General features: G+C 65.2%; 18 protein-coding genes and 1 riboswitch. Of the genes, 12 read left to right on the top strand and 6 right to left on the bottom strand.

Annotated features, from left to right (window positions below):
* The first annotated feature begins 578 nt into the window (after positions 1-578).
* Entirely contained in the window at positions 579-1,529 is a 951-nt protein-coding gene (locus P0D68_RS13685; protein ID WP_091794979.1) for a GGDEF domain-containing protein, read from the top strand.
* 51 nt (positions 1,530-1,580) lie between these two features.
* Here the strand turns inward: P0D68_RS13685 and crcB are convergent, their stop codons facing one another.
* Together crcB and P0D68_RS13675 are read right to left on the bottom strand one after the other, a co-directional pair.
* On the bottom strand, positions 1,581-1,961 hold the full coding sequence (crcB, locus tag P0D68_RS13680) for a fluoride efflux transporter CrcB (RefSeq protein ID WP_038456463.1): 381 nt from the start codon (positions 1,959-1,961) through the stop codon (positions 1,581-1,583).
* 76 nt (positions 1,962-2,037) lie between these two features.
* Positions 2,038-2,099: riboswitch (Fluoride riboswitch) on the bottom strand.
* A 164-nt stretch (positions 2,100-2,263) separates the two neighbouring features.
* Entirely contained in the window at positions 2,264-3,451 is a 1,188-nt protein-coding gene (locus P0D68_RS13675; protein WP_091794976.1) for an ammonium transporter, read from the bottom strand.
* A 411-nt stretch (positions 3,452-3,862) separates the two neighbouring features.
* On the opposite strand from P0D68_RS13675, the gene P0D68_RS13670 reads away from it, so the two are divergent.
* On the top strand, positions 3,863-5,632 hold the full coding sequence (locus P0D68_RS13670) for a sensor histidine kinase (protein ID WP_408296983.1): 1,770 nt from the start codon (positions 3,863-3,865) through the stop codon (positions 5,630-5,632).
* Positions 5,633-5,635: 3 nt separating this feature from the next.
* Here P0D68_RS13670 and P0D68_RS13665 read toward each other — a convergent pair whose 3' ends face one another.
* Complete coding sequence (locus P0D68_RS13665; RefSeq protein WP_091794970.1) at positions 5,636-5,959, bottom strand: hypothetical protein; 324 nt, start codon at positions 5,957-5,959, stop codon at positions 5,636-5,638.
* A 141-nt stretch (positions 5,960-6,100) separates the two neighbouring features.
* Entirely contained in the window at positions 6,101-6,682 is a 582-nt protein-coding gene (locus P0D68_RS13660) for a DJ-1/PfpI family protein (protein ID WP_091794967.1), read from the bottom strand.
* 108 nt (positions 6,683-6,790) lie between these two features.
* Here P0D68_RS13660 and P0D68_RS13655 point away from each other — a divergent pair, with 108 nt between their 5' ends.
* From P0D68_RS13655 to P0D68_RS13635, 5 genes are all read left to right on the top strand, one after another.
* Entirely contained in the window at positions 6,791-7,024 is a 234-nt protein-coding gene (locus P0D68_RS13655) for a hypothetical protein (protein WP_286161950.1), read from the top strand.
* On the top strand, positions 7,021-7,494 hold the full coding sequence (locus tag P0D68_RS13650) for a BCAL1086 family glycoprotein (protein WP_408186825.1): 474 nt from the start codon (positions 7,021-7,023) through the stop codon (positions 7,492-7,494). The genes P0D68_RS13655 and P0D68_RS13650 overlap by 4 nt, the downstream gene beginning before the upstream one ends.
* Before the next feature lie 87 nt (positions 7,495-7,581).
* Complete coding sequence (locus P0D68_RS13645; RefSeq protein WP_408186824.1) at positions 7,582-8,037, top strand: Rrf2 family transcriptional regulator; 456 nt, start codon at positions 7,582-7,584, stop codon at positions 8,035-8,037.
* 144 nt (positions 8,038-8,181) lie between these two features.
* The gene (locus P0D68_RS13640) at positions 8,182-8,829 is read left to right on the top strand and encodes an NAD(P)-dependent oxidoreductase (protein ID WP_408296986.1); all 648 of its coding nucleotides are present in this window, start codon (positions 8,182-8,184) and stop codon (positions 8,827-8,829) included.
* Positions 8,830-8,994: 165 nt separating this feature from the next.
* Positions 8,995-11,619 (top strand): mechanosensitive ion channel domain-containing protein, encoded by a 2,625-nt coding sequence (locus P0D68_RS13635; RefSeq protein ID WP_408296988.1) that lies wholly within the window; start codon positions 8,995-8,997, stop codon positions 11,617-11,619.
* Positions 11,620-11,798: 179 nt separating this feature from the next.
* Here P0D68_RS13635 and P0D68_RS13630 read toward each other — a convergent pair whose 3' ends face one another.
* Positions 11,799-12,467 (bottom strand): cysteine dioxygenase family protein, encoded by a 669-nt coding sequence (locus P0D68_RS13630; protein WP_408296990.1) that lies wholly within the window; start codon positions 12,465-12,467, stop codon positions 11,799-11,801.
* Between the two features lie 138 nt (positions 12,468-12,605).
* Here P0D68_RS13630 and P0D68_RS13625 point away from each other — a divergent pair, with 138 nt between their 5' ends.
* Positions 12,606-13,079, top strand: coding sequence for an Lrp/AsnC family transcriptional regulator (locus tag P0D68_RS13625; protein ID WP_408297018.1), 474 nt, complete (start codon positions 12,606-12,608; stop codon positions 13,077-13,079).
* 238 nt (positions 13,080-13,317) lie between these two features.
* Positions 13,318-13,527, top strand: coding sequence for a hypothetical protein (locus P0D68_RS13620; RefSeq protein ID WP_408296992.1), 210 nt, complete (start codon positions 13,318-13,320; stop codon positions 13,525-13,527).
* A gap of 123 nt (positions 13,528-13,650) precedes the next feature.
* Here the strand turns inward: P0D68_RS13620 and P0D68_RS13615 are convergent, their stop codons facing one another.
* Complete coding sequence (locus P0D68_RS13615; RefSeq protein WP_408296994.1) at positions 13,651-16,209, bottom strand: FUSC family protein; 2,559 nt, start codon at positions 16,207-16,209, stop codon at positions 13,651-13,653.
* 203 nt (positions 16,210-16,412) lie between these two features.
* Between P0D68_RS13615 and recC the strand changes: the two genes are divergently transcribed.
* The 3 genes from recC to P0D68_RS13600 are packed head-to-tail and all read left to right on the top strand — an operon-like array spanning position 16,413 to position 25,605.
* Positions 16,413-19,796, top strand: a complete 3,384-nt coding sequence (gene recC, locus P0D68_RS13610) for an exodeoxyribonuclease V subunit gamma (protein WP_408296996.1) — start codon at positions 16,413-16,415, stop codon at positions 19,794-19,796.
* The gene (gene recB, locus P0D68_RS13605; RefSeq protein ID WP_408296998.1) at positions 19,793-23,485 is read left to right on the top strand and encodes an exodeoxyribonuclease V subunit beta; all 3,693 of its coding nucleotides are present in this window, start codon (positions 19,793-19,795) and stop codon (positions 23,483-23,485) included. Before recC ends, recB begins: the two co-directional genes overlap by 4 nt.
* Positions 23,482-25,605: an AAA family ATPase gene (locus P0D68_RS13600; RefSeq protein WP_408297000.1), complete on the top strand. Its 2,124-nt coding sequence runs from the start codon at positions 23,482-23,484 to the stop codon at positions 25,603-25,605. Before recB ends, P0D68_RS13600 begins: the two co-directional genes overlap by 4 nt.
* Positions 25,606-25,713: the final 108 nt, after the last annotated feature.

The raw sequence follows: 25,713 nt of genomic DNA, 5'->3' as shown, positions 1-25,713 counted from the left end.
AGCCTTACTGGAGGCTGTCTCTCTCAGTGCCGCCGCAGGCCCCGAAGTGGGGCATGGATATGCTTTCCATCAGAAGATTTATTGTATCGGAACATTTTGCCGCAACGACTGATGTCCTTTATATTTTGCTTGACTTAGTCAGCATAACCATAAAAAATGGAATCCTATTTCGAAAGACGGTTTCAGGTTCAGTATTTTGAAGTTTTCTGAACCTGCCGTGGCCCGCGCAAAGTCTGGTCGAGTGTCTTCTCATAGTCCTCCGCAACAGTCCATGTCGTGCACCTTAACGGCGCCGCATCGCAGGCCAAACTTTCGAATACCGTCTCTCAGGTTCTAGCACGGCCCTCGGAATGGCTAGAACTTTTTAAGGCGTCACGGAAACGTGACGCCTTTTTTTTCGACTTTTTCGTCGAGTGGTCTCTCGCGCGCGATCCCGCGTTCCGCGACGCGATGCGTGAATCATGCGTGGCTATTCATACGACGCAACCCGCAATCATCAGACTGACGCAGCGAAACTTCCATTCGAACGCGGTATGTATCGTGCTATTTTTTCCTAAATTGCGCACAAAATACGAGACATGAAATCGATCCTGGACCTTCCCGGCAACGCTGCCGGTTTGCAGGCGCTCTTCGGAGCGCTCGAGGGTCCGCATGTCCTCGTGGGCGTGTACGATCCGGCCGATCGGCTCGACTTTGCAAACAGTACGTTCAGGACCGCGTTTCAGATCGACGAAGGCGGACGCGATATGACCTTCGCCGACGTCATTCTGCACGGCGTGCTCAAACAGTGCGGCGCACGCATCGATCGCGGCGATGCGCTGGAGTTCATCGCCGAAACGCAGGCGGGGCGGCGCGGCCAGCCGGGTCAGCGCAATTTCGCCACCGATCTCGTGGACGGGCGCTGGTACTGGATGACCGAGACGCTGCTCGAGTCCGGCTGGCTCGTCGTGATCGGCACGGAAATTTCGACCTTGCGCCACGGCGAACAGGCGTTGATCGCGTCACGCGACCGCGCCATTCAGGAGGCGCGCACCGACGCGTTGACGGGCCTCGCCAACCGGCGGCACGCGTTATCGTATCTGGAGCTGGCGATTTCGGCGTTCGTGCATGCCACCGTGCCGCTTACGCTCGCGCTGGTCGACCTCGACCATTTCAAGAGTATCAACGACACCTACGGGCACGCTGCCGGCGACGCCGTGTTGCGCGACTTCGCCGAGCTGAGCCGCAAGGCGATGCGGCAGTCGGATCTGATCGGCCGGATCGGCGGGGAGGAATTCCTGATGGTGTTTCCGGGCACCTCTGTTGACGAAGCTGTGGCGGCGGTCGAGCGAATCCGCTGCAGTTTGACCGGGCGGCGCGTGGCGATCGGCGCGGAGATTTCGATCGGCTACTCGTTTTCGTCCGGTGTATGCGGCGTGGAGTTGACCGACGACATCAACATCGCGCTCGAGCGCGCCGACCGTGCGTTGTACACGGCAAAACGCGCGGGCAGGAATCGCGTCGTGTCGCGACGGCAGGGACACGCCTGATGACCAACGCGTGAGCGGCAGGCGCGCCGGCGGCAGCCGCCCGCCGCGCTTTCAGCGTGACAGCAACGACACGGTCGCGATGCCGAGAATGGTCATGACGAGCGACGCACCCACGTGAATCACGATCTCGCCCGCGGCCCAGCCGAGCCGGCCGTCCTGCAGCCGCTGCACGACCTCTGCTGAAAAAGTCGAGAAGGTCGACAGGCCGCCCATCAAGCCGGTGATGACAAAGAGCCGCCATTCCGGCGCGATCTGCGGCGCCCGCGCGAACCCCGCGACGGCGACGCCGATGACATACCCTGCAATGACGTTGGCGGCGAAGGTGCCGAGCGGCAAGCCACTGAAGAGGCCGTTCAGGCGGATGCCAAGAAACCAGCGAAATAGCGAACCGAGCGCGCCGCCGATACCGACAGCGAGAATGGACCAATACATGGGGAGGCCTGACAAAACCGGAGTGTCGACAAACCGGGCTGAGTGTGGCGCGCGACGCCGCGTCCGCAATCATCCGGGCGAAGCAGGCATCATCAGCCACAGGGGCGGTTAATGGAGAATGCCATCTCCAGCGCAGAAGTCTAACACCGCCAGTTCATGTGGGGACAGTTCGGTGCCGGCGCGCGGAAGCAGGCTGGCCCGCGCCCGGCGCTCGAATCCGGCGCGCCCGCTGACAACGCGCAAGCGCCGGATGCAGCGCCGCCAGTGCGCTTGCGCGCGGCAAGACGGCCGTTGAAGCGTGCTTACTCGGACGTCGCCGAAATCTTGTGGATCGACAGATCGGCGCCGTTGTACTCGTCTTCCTGATCGAGTCGCAGGCCCACGGTCAGACGGATCGCGCCATATACGAGCGTGCCGCCGAGCGTCGCCACCACGATCCCGCCCAGAGTGCCGACCAGTTGCGCACCGAACGACACGCCACCCATGCCGCCGAGCGCGCGCAGGCCGAAAATGCCCGCCGCGAGCCCGCCCCACGCGCCGCACAGACCGTGCAAGGGCCATACGCCCAGCACGTCGTCGATACGCCAGCGGTTCTGCACGCAGGTGAACATGTAGACAAACAGCACGCCGGCGATGCCACCCGTCACCAGGGCGCCGAGCGGATGCATGATGTCGGAGCCGGCGCAGACCGCCACCAGTCCGGCAAGCGGGCCGTTATAGGTGAAGCCGGGGTCGTTGCGGCCGGCGAGCCACGCGGTCAGCGTGCCGCCGACCATCGCCATCAGCGAATTGACGGCGACGAGGCCGCTGATCTTGTCGATGGTCTGCGCGCTCATCACGTTAAAGCCGAACCAGCCCACCGCCAGCACCCAGGCACCCAGCGCGAGGAACGGAATATTCGACGGCGGATGCGCGGCGATGCCGCCGTCGCGGTGGTAGCGGCCGTGGCGCGCGCCTAGCAATAGCACAGCCGGCAGGGCGACCCAACCGCCGAACGCATGCACGACGACCGAACCGGCGAAGTCGTGGAACTGCGCGCCGAACACCTGGACCAGCCAGTTCTGGACGCCGAAGCGGCCATTCCAGGCAATCCCTTCGAAGAACGGATAGATGAAGCCGACCAGCACGAACGTCGCGAACAGTTGCGGATTGAATTTCGAGCGTTCGGCGATGCCGCCCGACACGATCGCCGGAATCGCGGCGGCGAAGGTCAGCAGGAAGAAGAAGCGCACCAGTGCATAGCCGTTGTGCGCCGCCAGCGATTCGGCGCTGCCGAAAAACTGCACGCCGTATGCAATCGTGTAGCCGATAAAGAAGTACGCGATCGTCGAGACCGAGAAATCCACCAGAATCTTGACCAGCGCATTGACCTGATTCTTCTTGCGCACGGTACCGAGTTCGAGAAAGGCGAACCCTGCATGCATCGCCAGCACCATGGCGGCGCCGAGCAAAAGAAAGAGGGTATCGGTGCCCGTTTTCAGACTTTCCATCGATATGTCCTGCTTATGCCAAAAAAGCGGGCAATGGATGCAAGAAGCGGGCCAAATTTGTGCCGAGCCGCATCGAACCAGTGCAATTCGGCACCGGAATGGGATTCTGCGCGGGTTTCGTCCACTATCATCAGAATGGGTCTGCACAATCGAGTGGCGCGTAACAGCACAATAAATGTGCATGACGTTTCGATTACGGGCTGGTCGACCCAAATAGGGGCGAAATATTCGATTTGATTTACGTTTAATTCAAAATGCTGACGATTAATCGGCACTCATTGCTCCGTTCGACGCCACCCGCCGGCGAATGGGCGGCCAATGGCGTGCCCTCTTTGTTTTCCCACGCAATCGCCGACATAATGTGCCGTCCCCGAGCATGATCTGCCGGCCACCGACCTCCAATGCGCATGCATGAGACTGACCACTAAAGGCCTGTTGCTGATCGCAATTCCGGCTGTCTTTGAACTGGCGCTCCTGTCCGGGTTGGTCAAGGCGCAGTCGGATGCGGCTCAGGCGGAACGCTGGGCCATCCATAGCGAAGACGTGCTGCGGCAGACCACCGCGATTCTCGATCCGGTGCTGGGCGAGTCCGTGGCGCTGCGTGGCGCGGTGCTCGCCAACGACACCCGCTTCGCCACCCCCGTGACGGTGTGGATGGATGTGGACCGGCGTATCGATCAGCTGGCCGAACTGGTCGCGGACAACCCTGCGCAGGTCGAACGCGTGGTTCAGGTGCGTCAGTCGGTGCAAGGCTACCGGCAATGGTCCGATCGCATTCAGGACATGCTGCATTCGGGCCGGCAGCGCGACGTCCTGACGCGATTCCGCGACCTCGCCTCGACCGATGTGCTCGACCGCTTTCGTCAGCAGCTCGCCGCGTTCCAGGCCGAAGAGCGCCGTCTCGACACGCTGCGTTCCAATGCCGCCGACGCCGCGCGCGAGCGGCAGCAGACGTTGGTGGTCGCCGCCGTGTTCGGCTCGCTGCTATTCGTCGCGCTGGCTGTCTGGTTGTTCACGCGCGGCGTCCGTGGCCGGCTCGCGCTCCTCGCCGACAACGCCGGGCGCCTCGCGGGCAATGAGCCGCTGGCGCCGATCGGCCCCGGCGGCGATGAAATCGCGCGCCTCGATCTGACCTTGCACGAGACCAGCCGTCGCCTGCTCGAAGCCGAGCGCATCCAGGCGCGCTTCCGGGCGGACCTGGCGCGCCGCACCAGCGAGCTTGCGCGGATCAACGAGACCTTGCGCCAGCAGACCCAGGAAAACGAAATGTTCATTTACAGCGTGTCGCACGATCTGCGTGCGCCGCTCGTGAACCTGCAAGGCTTTTCGAAGGAGCTGATCCGCGCGTGCGACGAACTGCGCGTCGCGGTGCGCGAGTCGTCGCTTACGGTCGAGACGCGACAGCGCATCGAACGGGTGGTCGATGAGGATATCGGCGAAGCATTGCACTATCTGCAGACGGCGGTGCTGCGCGCCTCGCATATCATCGACGCGCTGTTGCGGTTGTCGCGCGTCGGCCGGGTGGAGTACCGGCAGCAGAAGGTTGAGGTGCGCGATATCGTGCCGCGCGTGATCGACGCGATGCAAGGCTCGATCCGGGCTCGGCACGCTCATGTCGACGTGCACGAATTGCCCGCGGTATGGGGCGACCCGACCGCGCTTGAGCAGGTGTTCGCGAACCTGATTGGCAACGCGGTGAACTATCTGGATCCGTCGCGTGAGGGCAGAATCGAGATCGGTACCACGCCGCCGCCGCCGGGCGTGCACTCGCTACGGATCTTCTATGTGAGGGACAACGGTCTGGGCATTCCGGCGGTTGCGTTGCCGCGGCTATTCAATGCGTTTCAGCGGCTGCACGGCAATGTGGCGGCGGGCGAGGGCATCGGCCTCGCGCTCGTGCGCCGCGTGGTGGAGCGGCATGGCGGACGCGTGTGGGCGGAATCGAAAGAAGGGGCGGGCACGACGTTCTATCTGTCGTTGCCTGAGGCTGAGGTGCGGATCGCCCAATTGGCTGCCGGTACGCACGGGTCGCCGGCGGCGGGCAGTGTTCACGCCGTTCGCCATGGCCGCACGGGCCTGGAAGCTCTTGAACGAAAGAGCGGAAGTGGAAGGGGCAACGCAAGCGGCGGCGGCCCTGCCGCGCATACCGCGGATGCCGAACCCGGCGTCAGTGCGCCATAGCCGTCAGGCGGTAAAGAGACGGCGCGGTTTGAGCAACTGGCTGCCGCGAATCGACCAGTAGCAGCCGCAGGCGATGAGCACGGCGGAACTGGCCATGACCTGCATGGGCGTGGCCCGCAAGCCCGGCAGGCCGTCCAGCGCAAAGAGGCCGCGCGCGACGATCAGCAGCGCAGCCCATACCGAACACGCGGCCTGAACCAGCATGCGCATACCTGCGAGGCGCCGCGCGCGATTTTCCCGCGACCAGTTGGCGGGCGTGCGTCCGCAGAAAAAGGCAATTGCCATCAACACGACGGCGAGAATGACGATCCAGTCGATCAGTTCCATCGAAAAACACTCCCAAGTCAGCCGGCGACTATAGGAAAGCCTTTCGTTGCAAACTATCGGACGAGTCTCAAATGCGGGGAGTTTTAGCGAGCGCGGGTTGCCGAAGCGGCGGCGCGCTCGCCGGTGGATCAGGCAAAAAGATCAAAGTTCGATGCGGGTGCCGAGCAGCACGAGGAATTGGCGCAGCCACTCGGGATGCGCGGGCCATGCCGGCGCAGTGACGAAATTGGCGTCCGTAATCGCAGCGTCGACCGGAATGTCGGCGTATTCGCCGCCCGCCATTTTCACTTCGGGTGCACAGGCCGGATAGGCCGAAATGCGCTTGCCGCGGATCACGTCGGCGGCGGCCAGCAGTTGCGCGGCATGGCAGATCGCGGCGATCGGCTTGCCCGCTTCGGCAAATTGCCGCACGACTTCGATCACCTTGTGATTCAACCTGAGATATTCCGGCGCGCGGCCGCCCGCGATCGCGAGCGCGTCGTATTGGCGCGGATCGGCGTCGTCGAAGGTGGCGTTGAGCGTGAATTGATGGCCGGGTTTTTCGGTATAGGTTTGATCGCCTTCGAAATCGTGAATCGCGGTCTTGATCCGGTCACCCGCCTTCTTGTTCGGGCAGACCGCGTCGACCACGTGGCCGACTGCCTGCAGCGCCTGAAACGGCACCATCGTTTCGTAATCCTCGGCGAAGTCGCCGGTCAGAAACAGAATCTTCTTTGCCGCCATCGTATGCCTCCAATTGATCAACGGAACACAGCGAATGCTCATTTGACGCTCGTATAAGCTCAAGCAGTCTACTCCACTACGTTTGACAGAACCGCGACGGATCACGCAATGCACATGTTCGAATGGCACACCTTTCGCGCCGGGGATGCGGCGCCGCTCGCCATGTTATTTCGCGCCGCGGTCACCGGGCTTGCCGCACCTCACTATGACGAGGGCGCGCGCCGCAGCTTCGAACGAGCGGGCTTCCAGATGCTCGTTGAGGAGCGGGTGCAGCGCAACGGCGTATCATTGGCGCGTTTTCGCATGCGGAAGCCGCTCGACGCGGCTCATACTCAAACATGACTTTATCTATCCGATCATCCTTGCTGCGCCGTGCGGCGTTCGTGGCCGTCGTATTCGGCGGCCTCGCCGCCTGTCAGAAGAACGACGCGTCCGCGGGCCAGGTCGCCGGCAAGCTCAACGACGCCGCCCAGGTTGCCGGTCAGAAGCTCGATCAGGCGGCCAGCTATGTCGGCCAGCAGGTCGACGCGACCAGGTCCGCCGCGCAGCAGAACCTCGAATCGGCCTCCGCGCCGTCCATCAACATCGATCCCAACGCGCTTGCGTCGACCGCGCAAGCCAACCTGCAAAGCGCCGCGAGCGCGACCAATGCGCAACTCGGCAAGGCTGCTTCGCTGACCGGCCAGAGCCTCGAATCGGCGGGGCGCAAGCTGCAGGAGTGGTCGGCGCAAAGCTCGGCGTCGTCGGCGAATGCGGCGGCTTCGACCTCATCGGGCGAATCGGGCGATGCCCAAAAACAGATGGACAAGTGACATGCCGGCCGCACGACAAGGGCATTTGACAGCCGGATTAAATGTAATTACCATGGTTACACATTGTCGTCGCCGGGCGGATTTGCTGTGAACACGAGTAGCCGGTTTGCATTTGCGGTGCATGTGCTCGCGCTGCTGTCGTTGCAGGAGGGCGTGCCGCTTTCTTCGGAAATGATCGCGGGCAGCGTCAACACGAATCCCGCGCTGATCCGGCGGCTTCTCACCATGCTGGCGGAGGCGGGCCTGACCACGTCACAGCTTGGCGCGGGCGGCGGCGCGCTGCTTGCGCGGGCGCCCGAACAGATCACCTTGCTCGAGGTGTATCGTGCGGTGGACGACGCGCAGTTGTTCGCGCTGCATCGCGAGGAGCCGAATCCGGCGTGCATGGTCGGGCGCAACATTCAGGGTGTGCTGCGCGGCATCATCGACGAAGCGCAACAGGCCATGGAGGCCTCGCTCGGCGCGCGCACGCTGGCCGACGCCACCGCCGACGTAGTGCGGGCCGAGAAGCTACGCGAACGCAAGCGGCGCTCGCACGGGTGATTTGGCAGTAAAGCAGAACGGAAGGGCGCGTATCGGTTATTCGAAGCGCGCGTCTGTAGACAAACGGGGGCTCATGCCCCTCTTTTTTCCTCGTTATATGTAATCAATGCGGTTACATATATGTTAATGACAGGAGCAGTGAAAATGAGCAAACAGTTGAAGATCGCGTTGTTCGGCGCCACCGGCATGATCGGTTCGCGGGTCGCTGCGGAAGCCGCTCGCCGCGGGCATCAGGTAACAGCGCTGGCGCGCAATCCGGCGCGCGTGCCGGCCGACGTGGCGAATCTGAAAGCGGCGCAAGCCGATCTGCTCGACGCCGCGAGCGTGAGCGCCGTGGTGCGCGGTCACGACGTGGTGGCGAGCGCCTATGCGCCGCCGCAGGACGATCTTGCGGCGCTTGGCAAGGCGACGCGTGCGCTCGTCGAAGGGGTGCGCGCGGCGGGCCTGAAGCGACTCGTCGTGGTGGGCGGCGCGGGTTCGCTGGAGGTCGCGCCGGGCAAGCAACTGGTCGATACGGAAGGCTTCCCGGACGCCTACAAGGCGATCGCGCTCGCGCACCGCGAGGCGTTCGAGTACTACCGTGGCGTCACCGACCTCGACTGGACTTTCTTCGCGCCGGCCGCGCTGATCGCGCCGGGCGAGCGCACAGGCAAATTCCGCACGGGTGCGAACACGCTGATCGCCGACGCCGAGGGCAATAGCCGCATTTCCGCGGAAGATTACGCGATTGCCTTCGTCGATGAACTCGAGCAGGGCCAATTCGTCCGTCAGATCGCGACGGTTGCCTATTGAGGGTGAAATGAGCCGGAAATGAGGCCTGAGCGAGGTTGAACAGGGCGCGCGCGGTGCTCGCCGCATGAAGTCCGCGCAAGCGTCCTAACATTCGGTTACGCATGTCAGGTTGCTCCTCGCGAAACTGCGGCTACACTGGCGTCTCCCGTTTTCCTACGGATTGCCATGCAGTCATGCCCGTTGCGGCGTGAGTCCGAGGCTGCGCCGTTCAACGGCGGGCAGCCGGCGACCCACGCCGCCGTTCACTTTTCTTCTGGCCGTAGCGGGCGCGATGTCCGCCGCGGCGTGCGCCCGCGGCTCGCGGCTTGGCTCGGCGCCTGGCTGGCCGCGGCCTGCGTCGCGCTGATTCTGTGCGTCGGCTGGATGCCCACGGCGGCTGTCGCGGCTGGCGCCGCCACCGGCGCGCCGGTCATCCCGGCTTTGCAGAGCCTGATCAACAGCGCGACGGTGAGCGCGTCCCCCGCTTCCGGCGCCTCGGCGGCTGAGGCGGCGTCCGCACCCTCGCCGGCGAGCCAGGCGGAACTGACGCGCTCGCTCGACAGTGTGATCTCCACGCTCGACAACGACCGGCAGCGCAGCGCGCTCGTCGCCCAGCTCAAAAAGCTGCGCGACGTGTCGCAAAACGTCGCGCCGGCCGCACCGGCGCAACCGAGCCCCGGTTTGCTCGGCGCGATCGCGTCGGGCATTGCATCGTTCGAATCCGACGTGCATCAGGGCCGCACGCCGGTCCGCTATTGGGGCGGACGCTTCAACGCCGCCGGCAACGAGCTCTACACGATCATTTCAGGGCAGGGGCACGAGAGCTTCGGCCGCGTTCTGTTTTCGATGATCGCGATGCTGGTGGGCTGGGGCGCGTGCGCCGCCGCGCTGATCTATGTGCAGCACCGGCTGTACCGGCGTTTCGGCATCGTCATGGGGCTCAATCCGAATCCCACCACGCGCGAGCTGCTGATCTTCGCGTTGCGCCGTGTCGGGCCGTGGATCATCGCCTTTCTCGCCGCGCTGCTGTTCGTGCGCGCCATGCCCGATGCGCTCGGCCGCACGCTCGGCATGGTGGTCGCGTATGCGATCGTGGCGGGCGCGGTGTTCTCCGCGATCTGTCTGATCATGTTTTCACTGTTCGGCTCGGGGCATCGGCGGATCGCGGTGCGCCTGCTGATCGATCACGCGCGGCGCGTGCTGTTCGTGGTCGGCGTGTGCGGCGCGCTCGGCGACGCCGCCGTCAATTACGACGTCGCGCATCAGCTCGGACCGAACCTCGCCGCGCTGATTTCGACCGCTGCCAACATGACGGCCGCGGTCCTCACCGGCTATTTCGCGCTCGCGTTTCGCCGGCCGGTCGCGCACCTGATCCGCAACCGGCCTTACGAGCAGCGCACCCATCACAAAGCCGCGACCGACGCCTTCGACGTGCTCGCCGCGCTGTGGCACGTGCCCGTGCTGGTGCTCGCCACCGCGTCGGTGGTCGCCACGCTGGGCGGCTCGGGGTCGAACGAAAACGTGCTGCAGATTTCCGTGGTGACCGCGCTGCTGCTGGTGCTGGCCTTTTTCGTCTCGGCCATCGTGTTGCGCCTGACGCGTCCGCGCAGCGCGCGCACGCGTCGCCGCTCGCCTTATCTCACGCGCCTGCTGCGTTTTTCCGGCACCTTGCTGACGCTCTTCGTCTGGCTGTTCTTCTTTGAACTCGCGGCGCGTTTATGGGGCGTCTCGCTTGCCGCCGTGGTCGAGGAAAACGTCGCGGCGCGTGGCATCGCGCACGCGGTGACGGCGATCATCGCCACCGTGTTCATCGCCTGGCTGCTGTGGATTCTGGTCGATACCGCGATCACTGAAGCGCTCAATCCGGGTGGCCCGCGCAACAAGGCGCGCGCGCCGAGCATGCGCGCCCGCACGATGCTGCCGCTCCTGCGCAACGTGCTGCTCGTCACGATCATGACGATCGCCGGCATCGTGACGGCGGCCAATCTCGGCATTAATGTCACGCCGCTGCTGGCGGGCGCCGGCGTGATTGGTCTTGCGATCGGTTTCGGCGCGCAGTCGCTCGTGACCGACCTGATCACGGGGCTGTTCATCATCATCGAAGATACGATTTCGGTGGGCGACTGGATCGACGTGGACGGCGGCCACGCGGGCACGGTCGAGCATCTGTCGATCCGCACGGTGCGCCTGCGCGACGGGCAAGGCGCGATTCACGCGATTCCGTTTTCGCAGATCAAGATCGTCAAGAACCTGTCGCGCGATTTCGCGTATGCGGTGTTCGAGGTGCGCATGTCGTTCTCCACCGACGTCGATGAAATCACGCAACTGATCCGTGAAGTCGGCGCCGATCTGATGGCCGACTTCCGCTACCGTCGCGAGATGCTCGGGCCGATCGAAGTGTGGGGGCTGGACCGTTTCGATCCGAACTGGATGGTCGTGAAAGGGCAGATCAAGACGCGGCCGCTACAGCAGTGGAGCGTGGCGCGAGCCTTCAATCTGCGTCTCAAACGCAAGATGGACGAAGCGGGCATCGAGATTCCGGTGCCGCAGATGCGTGTGTATACGTCGTCGAAGGATAGCGAAGGTCAGCCTTTGCAGGACGACGAAGTGTCGGGGATGGCGCCGCATGGGCATGCGGAGGCGCCAGCGGCGTCATTGTCGGGGGCCGCGGCGGCGCGGACCGCGCATGCGCCTCTCGCCGTGGCGCGCGATGTTTCGCACGAACCGCGGCCGGCGCCGCCGCCCACCGGGCAGACAGCGCCGATTCCGCCGCAGATTCCTACGGCAGGCGAGGCGGGCGGGAAGAGTTGATGGCGTTGATGGCGCTCATGATCGCGACCGGAAGCGGGCAGGATCGGCTTTGGCGCGAGTCGATTTCCGGAGCGGGCGGATTGCCGGCGAGACCCGGGGTTTGGAACTCGCGCGTGAGATGGGGCGGCGGGTCGTCAACTCAGCGAGCGGAGGGTGCGAGGCACCCGTAACACGTCGTTTCAGGCCAGCGCCGATGTCTGCGCCGCGCGCAAGACCTCGTTGACGTGCGTCGCGATCTGCGCGCCCGCAACGCCGTAAATATGCAGCGACACCGCTGGCTCGGCGCTGCGATTGCCCAGTTGATGAATCCCGCCGCGGCCACCTCGCACGAACGACACGGCGCCCTGATTGCGCGCTTGGGTCCGTGTGGCGCTCGCGCAGTGCTGCGCGCCGTTCCATTCGAAGATCGTTTCGCTCAGCGCTCCATCCACCACCGCGTAGCCGCACCACGTGTGATGCGCGTGCACGGGGCTCGCCTGCTGCGGCAGCCACACCAGCGCGGCGATCGCATAGCGGCCGTGCGGATCCGCAGCCAACAGATGACGCCGGTATTTCTCGACCGAGCCTTCGCGTTGCGCTGCCGTGAGCAAGTCGGGGTTCGCCGCCGCCTGGGCGAGCGCAATCCGCATGCTGCGCGCAAAGAAGGTTGAATCGGACGGTTCGGGGAAATGGGCGCAGGCTTCGAACATCGCGTCCAGGCTATCGCATAGTCGCGCGAGCGGCGCGTTGCGCCCGGCGCACGAGGGCGGGTCCGCAGGCTCGCGCGGCGCTGCCGGAATCGCACCGGCAGGTTGCACACGTTGGACGGTGGCACGTTCCAGGGATGATGATTGAAACTCTTGGCTCATGATCGTTGGGCAGCGGCGCGGGCTGCTTATCGTTAATTTCGGATAGCGATATTTATACCGGTTTGCCCGGAGAAAGAGTTTCCATATAATTCCCCTTGGAATCTGAAAAGTAGAATAATTTCCTATGGGGGTGTCATGGTGGGAATGGATATCATCGACCGGAAGCTGCTAGAACTGCTGCAGGAGGACGCGACCATGCCGATCGCCGAACTGGCGCAACGCGTGAATCTGTCGCAAACGCCTTGCTGGAAGCGGCTGCAGCGTCTGAAGGAGGCGGGCGTGATCCGCGCGCAGGTTGCCCTTTGCGATGCGCGCAAGCTCGGGGTGGGCACGACTGTGTTCGTCGCGGTACGCACCAATCAGCACACGGAGGAATGGGCGCAGACCTTCACGCGTGCGGTGCAGGATATTCCTGAGGTCGTGGAGGTGTACCGGATGAGCGGCGAAACCGATTACCTGTTGCGCGTGGTGGTGTCCGATATCGACGACTATGACCGCGTCTACAAGCTGCTGATCGCGGCCGTACCGCTGTATGACGTGAGTTCGAGCTTCGCGATGGAGCAGATCAAATATTCGACGGCGCTGCCGGTGCGGCCCGCCATGGCGAGGTAGGGCGAAAAGCCGCAGGTGCGTTGTTGCTTTTCCGTTGTTTGCATTTGTTCATTTAGCGAATCGTGCAACGCGCAGGGGCCGGTGATGCTACGCGGCAACCTTGCGCGCCCGCGCTGACTGCCAGCCCGCTGCTCGCTCGTTCGTTGCGTCCATTGCAAGCCGCGTGCAAGCTCAGTGGGCGTAGAATGCCGCCTTCCCAGCCATCATCCGCGACTGCTTCGCGAACCGAGCCCGCCTCATGAACAAACCGCCGCGCAAGAAGAACCCGACCTTTGGCATTGCTGTCTTCATCGTGGTCGCGGTACTGCTGGTGATCGCCACGCTGTTCTATAACGCCATCAAGGAAAAGCACGATTTCGACAGCCAGAACGCACCGGCGCCGTCGATTTCGTCGGACGCGGCGGCAGCGGCCAACGCCGTGAAGCCGGCAAGCGGCGCGGCTCAGTAATACTGGGCGCAGCCCCGGTTCGAGCGTCACGCCCGATCTTCCGGCGACGCTCGCCGCCACGCAAAACGCTGGCGCACCAACAGCTAAAAACAACGTGCGTGCGCAATGTCGGCCCACGCCGCCTCACTCGTCCGGCAGGCGAATCACGCTCGCGTCCTTGCGAATCAACGCTGCCGCCGACAGCATCTGCTTGCATTGATGAGCAAGCAGTTTCATGTCGTGCACGGCGTCCGCCGAATAGTCGGGCGACTTTTCCGTCTCGACTACCATCGCATCGAGCTCACGGCCCAACTGCTTGATCTGCTCGCCCTGATCGGCGGGCGGCGGGGTGCCGGTTTCGGCCTCGGTGAGATTGTCACGCACCACGCTCAACGCGCGTTGCAGCGGCTGTAGCGAAACGCCGTCGGCCTGCTGTTGCGCCGAGGTGCGCAGCAGCGGCGCGGCCGCCGTGATCTGCGAGGCGAGCACGTGGCTGCGCACCAGCAGGCCGTTCAGTTCCGGCACGAACTTTTGCGCGGACTTCGGCTCCAGCATCATGCGCTGAAACGCCTGGCCCAGATTCGCGAACGCCACGTGAACATTCTTGCGGGCGAGCCGGTAGCGGTAATCGCGATCGAGCGCTGTCGCCGCGGCTGCGGCGGCAGCGGAGGCGCCCGAAGCCGGCCTCGCGGTCGGATTGCTGACCGTTGTGGTGCCGGCGCCGGCGCCGGCGTCGGCAACCGGTGGTGTTGTTGACGCGCCGGGACCTGCGGCGGCTTGAGCGCTTGCGCCGGCACTTACGCCACTACTTACGCCACTACTTACGCCACCGCGTTGACTAGCACCTGTGCCGCTGTCTGCAGCGCTTGCGCCACCATCAGCCGCCGCGAGCACCGGTTTGCCGAAGTCGAGCGCCGGATCGGCCATGGCCGCGGCCGGGGCGCGCGCACCGGCCTCGGTCACGGTGGCGACCACTGCGGCGGCCGGTTTGCCGCTCCACCACCAGCTTGCTTCGAGATACTGACGCGTCGCGTTGATCATGTTGTTGACGAGCTTGCCCATCAAACGATATTCCCAATACGGGAACAGGTGGCTTGCCGCAATCGCGATCGCGCAGCCCACCACGGTATCGATCGCACGCTCGCCGATGATGCGCATGCTGCCCGGTGCGAGCAGATGGAACATCAGCAGCACATACGACGAGGTGAACACCACGCTCGCCGTGTAATTGAACAGCAGCAGACTGTAGCTCATGACCATCGACGCGAACATCACGACCAGCAGGAAGTGCGGCTCCTTGACGAACATGATCAGCGCGATGCTCGCCGCGCAGCCGATCAGCGTACCGACGATCCGCTGCCCATTGCGCTGTTTGGTGAGCGAATAGCCGGGCTTCAGAATGATGACGGTGGTCATCACGATCCAGTAGGCGTTGGTAAGCGGCAGCAAACGGCCGAGCCAGAAGCCCACAGCGACCGCGATCGTGACGCGCAACGCATGACGGAAGCTCGGCGAGGCCATCGTCAGGTTCGAGAAAATCTGCCCGAACGGCACGCGGCGGCTCGACACGAAACGCGTGAGCGCCTGGTCGAGGCGCAATTCGGTCTCGGTCGTGCTGGGTTCGCTCGAGAGACTCTTGCGCATCTTGTCGATCAGGCGCGTGGCGCTCCAGACGCGGCGGAAAGTCGACGAGATCGCCGAATAGGCCTCGTGGTTTTTGGCCGGCAGGTTCTGCTTGCGCATCAACTCGATTTCGAACTCGATAGCGCGCAGTTCCGCCTTGACGTTCACGCGCGTGCGCGGCGCCTGGTTCTGCAGCACCGCGAGCCCGATCTCCTCGAGGTCGGCGGCCGCCTTGCGAATCAGGTCGCGGTAGAACACGAGCAGATCGGAACCGCCGAAAGTGGTGCGTACCAGCGGGTAATCGGTGTGCGCGCCCACGAACAGTTCGTGCAGATCGACCGTGTTGATGAACAGATTGAACAGCATGGCGCGGCGCGGCTCGAGCTTGCCGCTCTTGAGCTTGGGCAGATTGCGCAGCACGATGTCGCGCGCGGCGTCCTGGCGATCCACCGCGGCGATCTGCTTGTCGACCAGGTTGCGATAACACTCGTCGAGGTCGTTATCCAGATCGTAGAACTCGGCGCGCGCGAGCAGATAGTCGGCGCACGCGAACACGCTTTCGGCCAGCGCCTGCTGTTCGATGCGGTGCATCATCCAGCGGCTTACCAAGGTCGACCAGTAGGTGTACCAGAGACCGCCCACCAGAATCCACGACGCGTTGATGAGCGCCTGCATGGGCGTGAAGCGCTCCTCCAGCGTCATGATCATCATGAACAGCGTGGCAAAGCTGATCTGCGGCCAGCGGTTGCCATACACGACAATCAAGGACAGCAGGAACGTAAGCGGCACGACGGTGCACCACAGCGCCACCGCGTTGACCGTGGCGAGTCCGGTGGCGAGCGCGGAGAGGAACCCGATCACCGTGCACGCCAGCATTTCGTTGTGCTTGTACTTGAGCGGGCCCGGCATGTCGACCACACATGCGCCGAGCGCGCCGGTCGCGATCGTGAAGCCGAGCTCGCGATCGTGAAACACGATCAGGCACAGTACGGCCGGTAACGACACGCCGACCGCGATGCGCAGGCCGCCATAAAAGTACTGGCTATAGAGGAATTTTTTTATTTCTACCGAATAGCGCATCGACTGCCTGGATTCCGTTCACTGAGATAAACGCGGTTGAAGAGACAGACCCAAACTGCCGACGAGTCTAACTGATTTTATGGGTGATCTGACCTCGTCCGTTTGGCCAGGTTCTGCGCGAGGGATGCGTTTGTTATGCTGTCGCTTCACTGTCTGTCGCGGCTTTGGCGTTCCGCTCCCACCGCGCGCAAACCCCAGGATCCATGCTCCAGCTCTTCTACTCGAACCGCTATGAAACCCTTGTCGGCGCGTTGCTCGACGACCTCGCGCAGGCGCCGTCCGACCCTTGGACCGCGCAGCCCGTGATCGTCCCGAGCGCGGCGGTGCGGCGTCGTCTCGAGCTCGATATCGCTACGCGCCAGGGTATCTGCGCAAATGTCAACTTTGGTTATCTCGCGCAATGGCTGTGGGCGCAGATTGGCGGTGTGATCGAGGTGCCGAGGCACTCGCCGTTCGCGCCGGACCGGCTCGTGTGGCGCTGCTACCGGCTGCTGGGCCAGGTGAACGAAGGGGACGAAGCGCCGCCGTGGAATGCGTCGCCGCGTCTGCGCACGTATCTCGACGCGGCGGACGCGTCGATGCGCTACGAACTTGCGCGCCGCGTGGCGACCGTGCTCGACCACTATCTGACTTATCGCCCGGAATGGCTGCTGCAATGGCAGAAGGGCGGCTCGATTTTCGCGAGCGGGGCGGCTGACGACAGCGGGCCGCGTCTGGTCGGCGCGAGCGAAGCGGCGCGCGAGGACGAGCGCTGGCAAGCGGCATTGTGGCGCGCGGTGCTCACGGAGCTGTCGGGCAACGCGCAAACGCCCGCGGCCGCGTTGCCGCCTGCCTACCGTTTTCTGGACGAGATCGGCACGCTCGACCTCGAGGCCATCTCGAACGCGCAGTGGCCCGAAGCGGTCAGCGTATTCGCGCTGCCCACCATGCCGCCGTTGCACGTGGCATTGCTGCGGGCACTCTCGCGCTGGGTGGACGTGCGTCTGTACGTGATGAACCCGTGCCGCGAGTTCTGGTTCGACGTCGTCAGCGAAGGACGTGTCGAGGCGCTCGACGCCGCCGGCCAGCTCGACTATCAGCAAGTCGGCCATCCGCTGCTCGCCGAGTGGGGCCGTCAGACCCAGGCGCAGTTGCACATGCTGCACGAGCTGACCGAGAGCGCGGCCTCCGGCGAGACCGGCGATTTCACCGAGAACCCGGAACCGAGCTGGCTCGCCGCCGTGCAGAACGGCATCCTCGATCTGCGAACAGAAACCGACACCGACGAACTGCCCATCGAGCATGGCATTGAAATCCACGTCTGCCACAGCCTGTCGCGCCAGCTCGAAGTGCTGCACGATCGCCTGCTCGGCTGGTTCGACGAGTTCGACGACCTGCAGCCGTCCGACGTGCTGGTCGCCGTGTCCGATCTCGCGGCGGCCGGTCCCCTGATCGACGCCGTGTTCGGCACCACGCCGCCAGGCGACACGCGCCGCATTCCGTATCGGATCACCGGCTTGCCGCCCTCGCAGGCCAATCCGGTCGCGCGCTTGCTGCTCGACTGGCTGGCCTTGCCCGAGCGCAGCGTGGGTGCGCCGGATCTGATCGAATGGTTGCGCGTCGACGCGATCGCCGTGCGCTACGGGATCGACGCGAGCTCGCTGGAAGCCGCGCAGGAGTGGCTGGCCGCGGCCGGCGCGCGTCGCGGGCTCGCACCGGTCGAGCCCACGGGCGAACATGTGCCGATCGCCCGTCATACCTTCGCGGATGCGCTCACGCGTCTCTACCTCGGCTATGCGATGCCGGACGGCGGCGAGCCGGTCGACGCCTGGCTGCCGGTCGAAGGCGCTGACGGCTCGGACGCGGAATTGCTCGGCCGCCTGTCGCGCTTCGTCGACGACATCGACAGCTTCGCGGCGAATTGCGTGATCGAGCGCACGCCCGTCGAGTGGACGCAACTGCTGCTCGATACGCTCGCGCAATGTTTCGACGGCGGCGTCGAGTTTGCCGATTCGCTCGCCGCCGTGCGCGACGCGATCGACAAGATGGGCGACGCGATGCAAGCCGGCGCACAAGAGATCGTGATGCCCGCCGCAGTGGTGCGCAGCGCGCTTACCGAAGCGCTCGACGACCCCGCGCGCGGCGGCGTGCCGTGGGGCAGCGTGACGTTTTCTTCGTTGACCAGCTTGCGCGGATTGCCGTATCGCGTCGTCTGCCTGCTCGGCATGGACGACGGCGTCTTGCCGAGTCTCGCGCGCGCGGACGAATTCGATCTGATGGCCGCGTTCGGCAAAGCCGGCGACCGCCAGCGCCGCGACGACGAACGCAATCTGTTCCTCGATCTGCTGCTCGCCGCGCGCGATCGTCTCTTCATCGCTTATACGGGCCGCAGCATTCGCGACAACGCGCCGTTGCCGCCGGCCGCGCTGGTCGACGAATTGCTCGACCATCTCGCGCGAGTGTCCGCGGGCGAGGGCGCGAGCCCGGCAGAAGTGGAGCGCGCGCGGCATGCGTTCGTCGTCGATCATCCGTTGCAGGCATTCGCATCGGACTATTTCTCGCCGCAATCCGGGCTGTTCAGCTACGACGCGGATCGCGCGGAGCTGGCGACATTACTCGCCGCGCCCACGCATTCCGCTGCCGCGCCTTTCTTCGATCAGCCGTTGCCGCCGGAAGACCCGGCACCGATCGCCTTCGACGAATTTGTGCGTTTCTGGCGCCATCCCGCGCGGGCATTGTTGCGCGACCGTCTGGGCATTGTGTTGTCGGACGCACAGGGCGAGTTGCTTGACACCGAACCGTTCGACCTGGATTACTCAGGGCGCGATGCATTGGCGGATCGTCTTTTGCCAATGTTGCTCGACGCCGATACGGACGACGACGTCATTTTCGAACGCGTGCGCCGCGTGGCGGCAGCGAGCCCGGAACTGCCGGGCGGCGCGACCGGCGCAGTGTGGCGCGCACGTGAGCTCGGCGCGTTGCGCCAGCTCGCCGACAGCGTGCGCCGCGAAGTGGCTTCGGGTGTCGAGCGTTTGCCGTTCGTGCTCGACATCGCGCCGCGCTGGCCGGATAGCGCGGACATGGCCGGGGCGCTCTTTGGCCCCTACGACGCGCTGCTGCGGCAAGCGGCCGAAACGCCGCTGCAACTGCACGGCAGTCTGAATCTGCTCACCGAAACAGGACAAGTGATTTTCCGTTACGCCAAACCCACCGCACGCGACTATCTGTCGGCGTGGCTTGCGCACCTGGTGTATTGCGCCGCGCGACCGCAAGGTCCGCGCCGCACCGTATGGCATGGCAGCGGCGAAAGCTTCGAGCTCACGCCGGTCGCCGCGCCGCTCGACCAGCTCGCGCCGCTTGCCGCGTTGTTCAAGGCCGGGCGCAGGCTGCCGCTGCGCTTTTTCCCGAAGAGCGCGTGGACCAAAGTCAGCGAAAGCGATTCCGCGGCGCTCGGTGTCTGGATCAACGACCGCGTGCGCGGCGAGTCCGACGACCCCGCCTTGCGTATTGCCTTGCGCGGCACGCCGCTCACGCTCGACGAACCGTTCGGCAGTCTTGCCGCGATCGTGTTCAAGCCGCTCATCCAGCATCTTCGGAGCGCGTCATGAGCGGGGGCAAGCACAGTTACGCGCTGGTGGCCGAAGAGCTCGACGTCTTCGCCTGTTCGCTCGACGGCGTGAATCAGATCGAGGCCTCCGCAGGGACCGGTAAGACCTGGAATATTTGCGCCTTGTACGTGCGGCTGCTACTCGAAAAAAATCTGAATGCGGATCAGATTCTCGTCGTCACGTTCACGAAGGCGGCGACCGCGGAGCTGCATGAGCGCATTCGCGGCCGTCTCGCCGAATTGGACCGTGCAATCGAAATGGATGACGACGGCGGCGATCCGTTCATCCGCCGTCTCTTTGAAACGACGCTCGCGCAGGAGCGGGGCATCGAGCGCGAGGCCGCCTTGAAGGTGGTGCGGCGCGCGCTGCGCACCTTCGACCAGGCGGCGATCCACACCATTCACGCATTCTGTCAGCGCGCGTTGCAGGAGGCGCCGTTCGCCGCCGCCATGCCGTTCGCGTTCGAAATGGAAGCCGACGACGCGGCCTTGCGCTTCGAAATGGCTGCTGATTTCTGGCGTGAGCAGGTGGAGCCGGTGGCGCATGCGCATCCAGCGTTCGCCGCGTGGCTGGTGGGCAAACGCGCCGGTCCCGCTTCACTCGACGAGCAACTCGCGCGGCGTCTGAAAAAACCGCTGGCGCAGTTGCGCTGGGGCAAGCTCGACGCAACCGGCAATGGCGCCGATCCGCAAGCCGGTTTCGACGCAGCCTGCGACCTCTGGCATGCGGAACGCGACAGGATCGTCACTTTGCTCGCCGAGGCGCAAGACCGTCTGAGCAAGACGTCGCACAAGCCCGACCATGTGAGCGCCGCCATCGCCGCATGGACCGAGTACTTCGCGCAGGGCGACTGCCATGCGCCGCCGCCGAAAGCCGCGTTGAAGCTCACGGTTTCGGCTTTGAAGAAAGCCACCAAGGTCAAGTTCGAACCGCCTGAGCATCCGTTCTTCGAGCACGCTGAAGCGCTGGCCGCGGCCGTGGTCGCGGCCGAAGCCGCGCAACGCGCGCGCTGGCTTTCGCTCGTGCAAAGCTGGCTCGACTACGCACCCGCGGAGCTGGTGGCGCGCAAGCGCACGCGCCGGGTCGTGTCGTTCGACGATCTGCTGTCCAACCTGTACCGCGCGCTCGCCGCGCACCCCTGGCTTGCCGATGCTTTGCGCACACGTTATCCCGCAGCGCTGATCGACGAGTTTCAGGACACCGATCCGCTGCAGTTCGCGATCTTCAGCCGCATCTTCGCGCCGGCCGGTCCGCTGTTTCTGGTCGGCGATCCCAAGCAGGCGATCTACAGTTTCCGCGCGGCGGATCTGCATACCTATCTGAAGGCGCGCGAGGCGGCATCCGCGCGCTACACGCTGGCCGTCAATCAGCGCTCGACCGCGCCCATCGTTCAGGCGTGCAACCGGCTCTTCGAAGCCAACAGCCAGGCATTCGTACTGGAGGGGCTCGACTATCAGCCGGTGCGTGCGGGCGAACGGCGCCGGCCACCGTTCGCCGATCCGGGCACGAGCGCGGGCGACTTCCGTATCTGGACCTTGCCGCAAGGCGACGCCGCCTTGACCAAGCGCGAGGCTCAGCGCGAAGCGAGCGAGGCGTGCGCCGCCGAGATCGTGCGCCTGCTGCGCGGCGCGCGCGAAGGCGCGGTGACGATCGGCGACGCGCCGCTCGCGCCGGGCAACATCGCGGTGCTGGTGCAAACGCATAAGCAGGGGAGTTTGATCAAACGCGTGCTGGCCGCATGGGGTGTCGGCAGCGTGGAACTGGCGCAGGCGTCGGTATTCGCGACGCTCGACGCCGAGCAGATCGAACGCGTACTGGCCGCAGTCGATACGCCGGGCGATCTGCGCCGTTTGCGCGCCGCGCTGGCAACCGACTGGTTGGGTCTCGACGCCGCGGCGCTGTGGCGCCTCGAGCAGGTCGCCGACGCGCCGTCGGCCGCCGACGATCCCGCGCACGCCGCCGATGCGATGGGTTGGGTCGAGCGTTTTTCACGCTACCGCACGCTGTGGCATGAGCGCGGCTTCGCGGTGATGTGGCGCACGCTGATGCGCGAGCTGCGCGTCGCGCAACGGCTGGTTGCCGGGCAGGACGGCGAGCGTCGTTTGACGAACGTGAACCACCTGGCCGAACTCGTGCAGGCGCGTGCCGCGACGCAGCCGGGCATCGCGCCCACCTTGCGCTGGCTCGCCGCGCAACGCGCGCAGGGCGGCGGCGAAGACGCGCAATTGCGGCTCGAATCGGATCGCAATCTCGTGCAGATCGTCACGGTCCACAAATCGAAAGGGCTCGAATATGCGGTGGTGTTCTGTCCGTTCCTGAACGATGGCGCGTTGCGCGAGCCACCGTCGTCCGGTTTGCCGGATGCGCGCGAGTACCACGACGAAGCAGGCGCCGCGGTGCTGCACTACGGTTGCGACGACGAAGAGGCCGAGCATGCGTCGCGTTACGCGGTGCGCGAGCAGGCCGCGGAGAGGGCGCGGCTCGTCTACGTGGCGTTGACGCGCGCGGTGTACCGCTGCTATCTCGTCGCCGGCACGTACCTGTCGTCGCGCTCCACCAAGGAGTCGCGCCGCAGCGTGTTGAACTGGCTCGTGGGCGGCGACGGCCACAGCTTCGACGACTGGCTCGCCGAGCCGCCCGACGAGGCGGCGTTGTCGGCGCGCTGGCAAGCGCTGGCGGGCGGCCCGATCACGCTGCAGGCACTGCCGCGGCCCGAACGCCGCGTGCCGCTGGAAAGCCTTCAGGACCGCGAGGCGCACATGCAGGCGCGGGCCAATCGCAGGCCGCTGCGCGATCAATGGCGCATGGCGAGTTTCAGTGGGCTGATTGCCGCGGGCAGTAAAGCCGAGGCAGCGCACACGCCGGTCGAAGAGGTGCGCCCGGATCATGACGAGATTGCCGATGCATTCGTCGTCACGCCGGTGCCCGCGCCGCACGCCGAGGCCCATGCGGAAGACGACATTCTCGCGTTCCCGCGCGGCGCGGCGGCCGGCGACTGTCTGCATCGTATGTTCGAACTCGCCGATTTCACCGACCCGCATACGTGGGGCGACGCCATTCGCGGTGCGCTGCGCGAGCGTCCGGCGCCGGCTGTGCCCGAACTCGCCGCACGCCTGCCCGCGATGATGCACAACCTGCTCAAGGACGTGGTCACCACCGAACTGCAGCCTGGCATGAGGCTGGCCAATCTGAATCCGCGCCGGCGTCTGAACGAACTCGAGTTTCTGTTCGCGGCACCGTCGCTCGATTTTCCCGCGTTGCGCGAGTTGCTGATCGAATACGGCTATCCCGACGTTGCACTGGAACCCGGCGTGTTGCGCGGGTTCGTCAAAGGATTCATCGACATGATCGTCGAGCACGACGGACGTTTCTGGATCGTCGACTGGAAGTCGAACCATCTGGGCGCCACGGCCGCCGACTACGCCGCCGCGCCGCTCGAAGCGGCCATGGCGAGTCATGCCTATCACCTGCAGGCGCTGCTCTATACGGTCGCGCTGCATCGCTATCTGAAAACGCGGGTGCGTGATTATTCGTACCACACGCATATTGGCGGCTATCTGTATCTGTTCGTGCGAGGCGTGCGTCCGCACTGGCACGACGCCGATGGACCGGCGGGCGTGCATATGCGGCGGCCCGCATTCGAACTGGTCGCGCTGCTCGATGCGGCCATGATCGGAGGTGTCGCATGAGCACGTTCGAACAGAGCGCATCGGCGCCGCCGGAGTTCGACGATATCGGCGTGAGTTTGCCCGCGCCGGCCGATTTCAGCATCGCGCTCGCGGAAGGTTTCGCGCGTCGCATCGGCACGCTGGCGCGGCGCGGCGGCGCATCGGCGGAAGCGGTCAAGTGGGCGGCGCGAGCCGCGTTCGCGGCGAGCCGCGCGACGGCTGAAGGCCACGTGTGTGTGCCGCTTGCATTGCTGGCCAGGCGCTTCGCGGCATCGAGCGCCGAGGCGCGTGCGGCGCTGTTCGCCAGCGGCATGGCGAGCGACGGTTCGCAAAGCGCGGCGGCGTTGCGGCCGCTGGTGGTCGATGGGCAAGGGCGGCTGTATCTGGCTCGCTATTACGACTACGAGCGGCGACTTGCGCGCGCGTTGGTCGCGCATGCTGAAGTGGCTGCGGTGGCTGCGGGCGCTGATGCCACTGCTGGAGCTGAAGCGGGCGTCGGCGCCCAAACGCTGCGCGAGCGTCTGCTGCGCTACTTCGGGGCGCCGAAGGATAACGAGGTCGACTGGCAGCGTGTCGCGGCGGTCATGGCGTTGTCGGGGCAACTCACCATCGTCAGCGGCGGACCCGGCACCGGTAAGACCACTACCGTGGTCGGCGTGCTTGCGTGCCTGCTCGATGCGCGCGCGGATTTGCGAATCGCGCTAGCGGCGCCCACCGGCAAAGCGGCACAGCGCATGCAGGAAGCCTTGCTCGCGCGCGCTGGCGATCTGCCGCCCGAACTCGCCGCGCGTTTGCCGCAGACGTCGTACACGTTGCACCGTTTGCTCGGGTCCGGGCCGGGAGGGCGCTTCCGGCATCATCGGGACAATCCGTTGCCTTACGACGTCGTGGTGATCGACGAGGCTTCCATGATCGACGTCGCCATGGCAGCGCACCTGCTCGATGCCATTGCACCGCAGACGCGCCTCGTGATGCTCGGCGACAAGGACCAACTCGCCGCCGTCGAGGCCGGCGCGGTGTTCGCCGAGCTCAGCGCTCGTCCGACCTTCACGCAAGAGGGTTTGCAGCGGATCGCCGCGGCGCTTGGCATCGACGAAACGCGGCTCAGGCAGGCGCTGCCGGGCGCATCGCGCAGTTTCAGTGGAGAGGCCGCCGGTTTGCCCGCGCAAGCCGATGTGCCGGACGACTTCGAAGCGCGGCCCGACGATCTGTTTGCATACGCGGATTCGTCGGACACCTTCGATGAATCGCGCGCCGGTGAGCTGTTCGACAGCGCCGCGTCACGGCCTGGGTCGGCAGCGCACACGCAAAGCCCGCTCGCCGATTGCGTCGTCTGGCTCGAGCGCAACTACCGGTTCGGTCTCGAATCGCCGATCGGCCGCCTGTCTCTCGCGATCCGTAACGGCTCGGCAAGCGCGGCGCTCGACGTGCTGCGCATCGATCCCGTGGAATCTTGCGCGGCGGCGCTTCACGAAGACACACATGCGACGCTTGCCGAGCGCACCGTCGCGCGCCTTGCCGCGGGTTTCGCACCCTACGCCGACGCGCTTGCCGCGGCGCTCGCGGCCGACACGCCCGACCCGCTGCCGCTTTTCGACGCGTTGAACCGTTTCCGCATTCTGTGCGCGACCCGGTCCGGTCCGCGCGGTGTCGACCAGGTGAATGCGGCAATGGCGGCGCAAGTGCGGCGCGCAGCCGGTGTGACGCTGGCAGTGGGCGCGCAGTGGTTCGCCGGGCGCCCCGTGATGGTGACGCGCAACGACTACGCACTCGGTCTTTTCAACGGCGACATCGGCATTGCGCTGCCGGGCGCGAACGGCACGTTGCGGGTGTATTTCCGTACCGGCGATGGCGGTCTGCGAGCGGTATCGCCGGCGGCGCTTCCACCGCACGACACCGCATTCGCGCTCACGGTTCACAAGTCGCAGGGCTCGGAGTTCGAGCATGCGGTGTTGATGCTGCCGTCGGTGTTCAGCCGGGTGTTGTCGCGCGAACTGGTGTACACGGCGATCACCCGCGCGCGCGAACGGGTGGAAGTGGTCGGCGCTCGCGCCGTGCTGGCGCAGGCAATTGCGACGCCAACGCAGCGCGATTCGGGGTTGGCCGCGCGGATAGCGGAGGCGTGGCGCGGCGCTGAATAGAAGCATGCGCGGGCAGCGGCACTGCTTCGAGGTCCGCTGCCAACATTGAACGGCCGAACGGCCGAACGGCCGAACGGCAGAACGGCAGAACGGCAGAACGGCAGAACG

This window comes from Paraburkholderia sp. RL17-380-BIE-A (assembly GCF_046028085.1).
Classification (GTDB): domain Bacteria; phylum Pseudomonadota; class Gammaproteobacteria; order Burkholderiales; family Burkholderiaceae; genus Paraburkholderia.
This window is presented reverse-complemented; position numbering and strand designations above follow the sequence as displayed.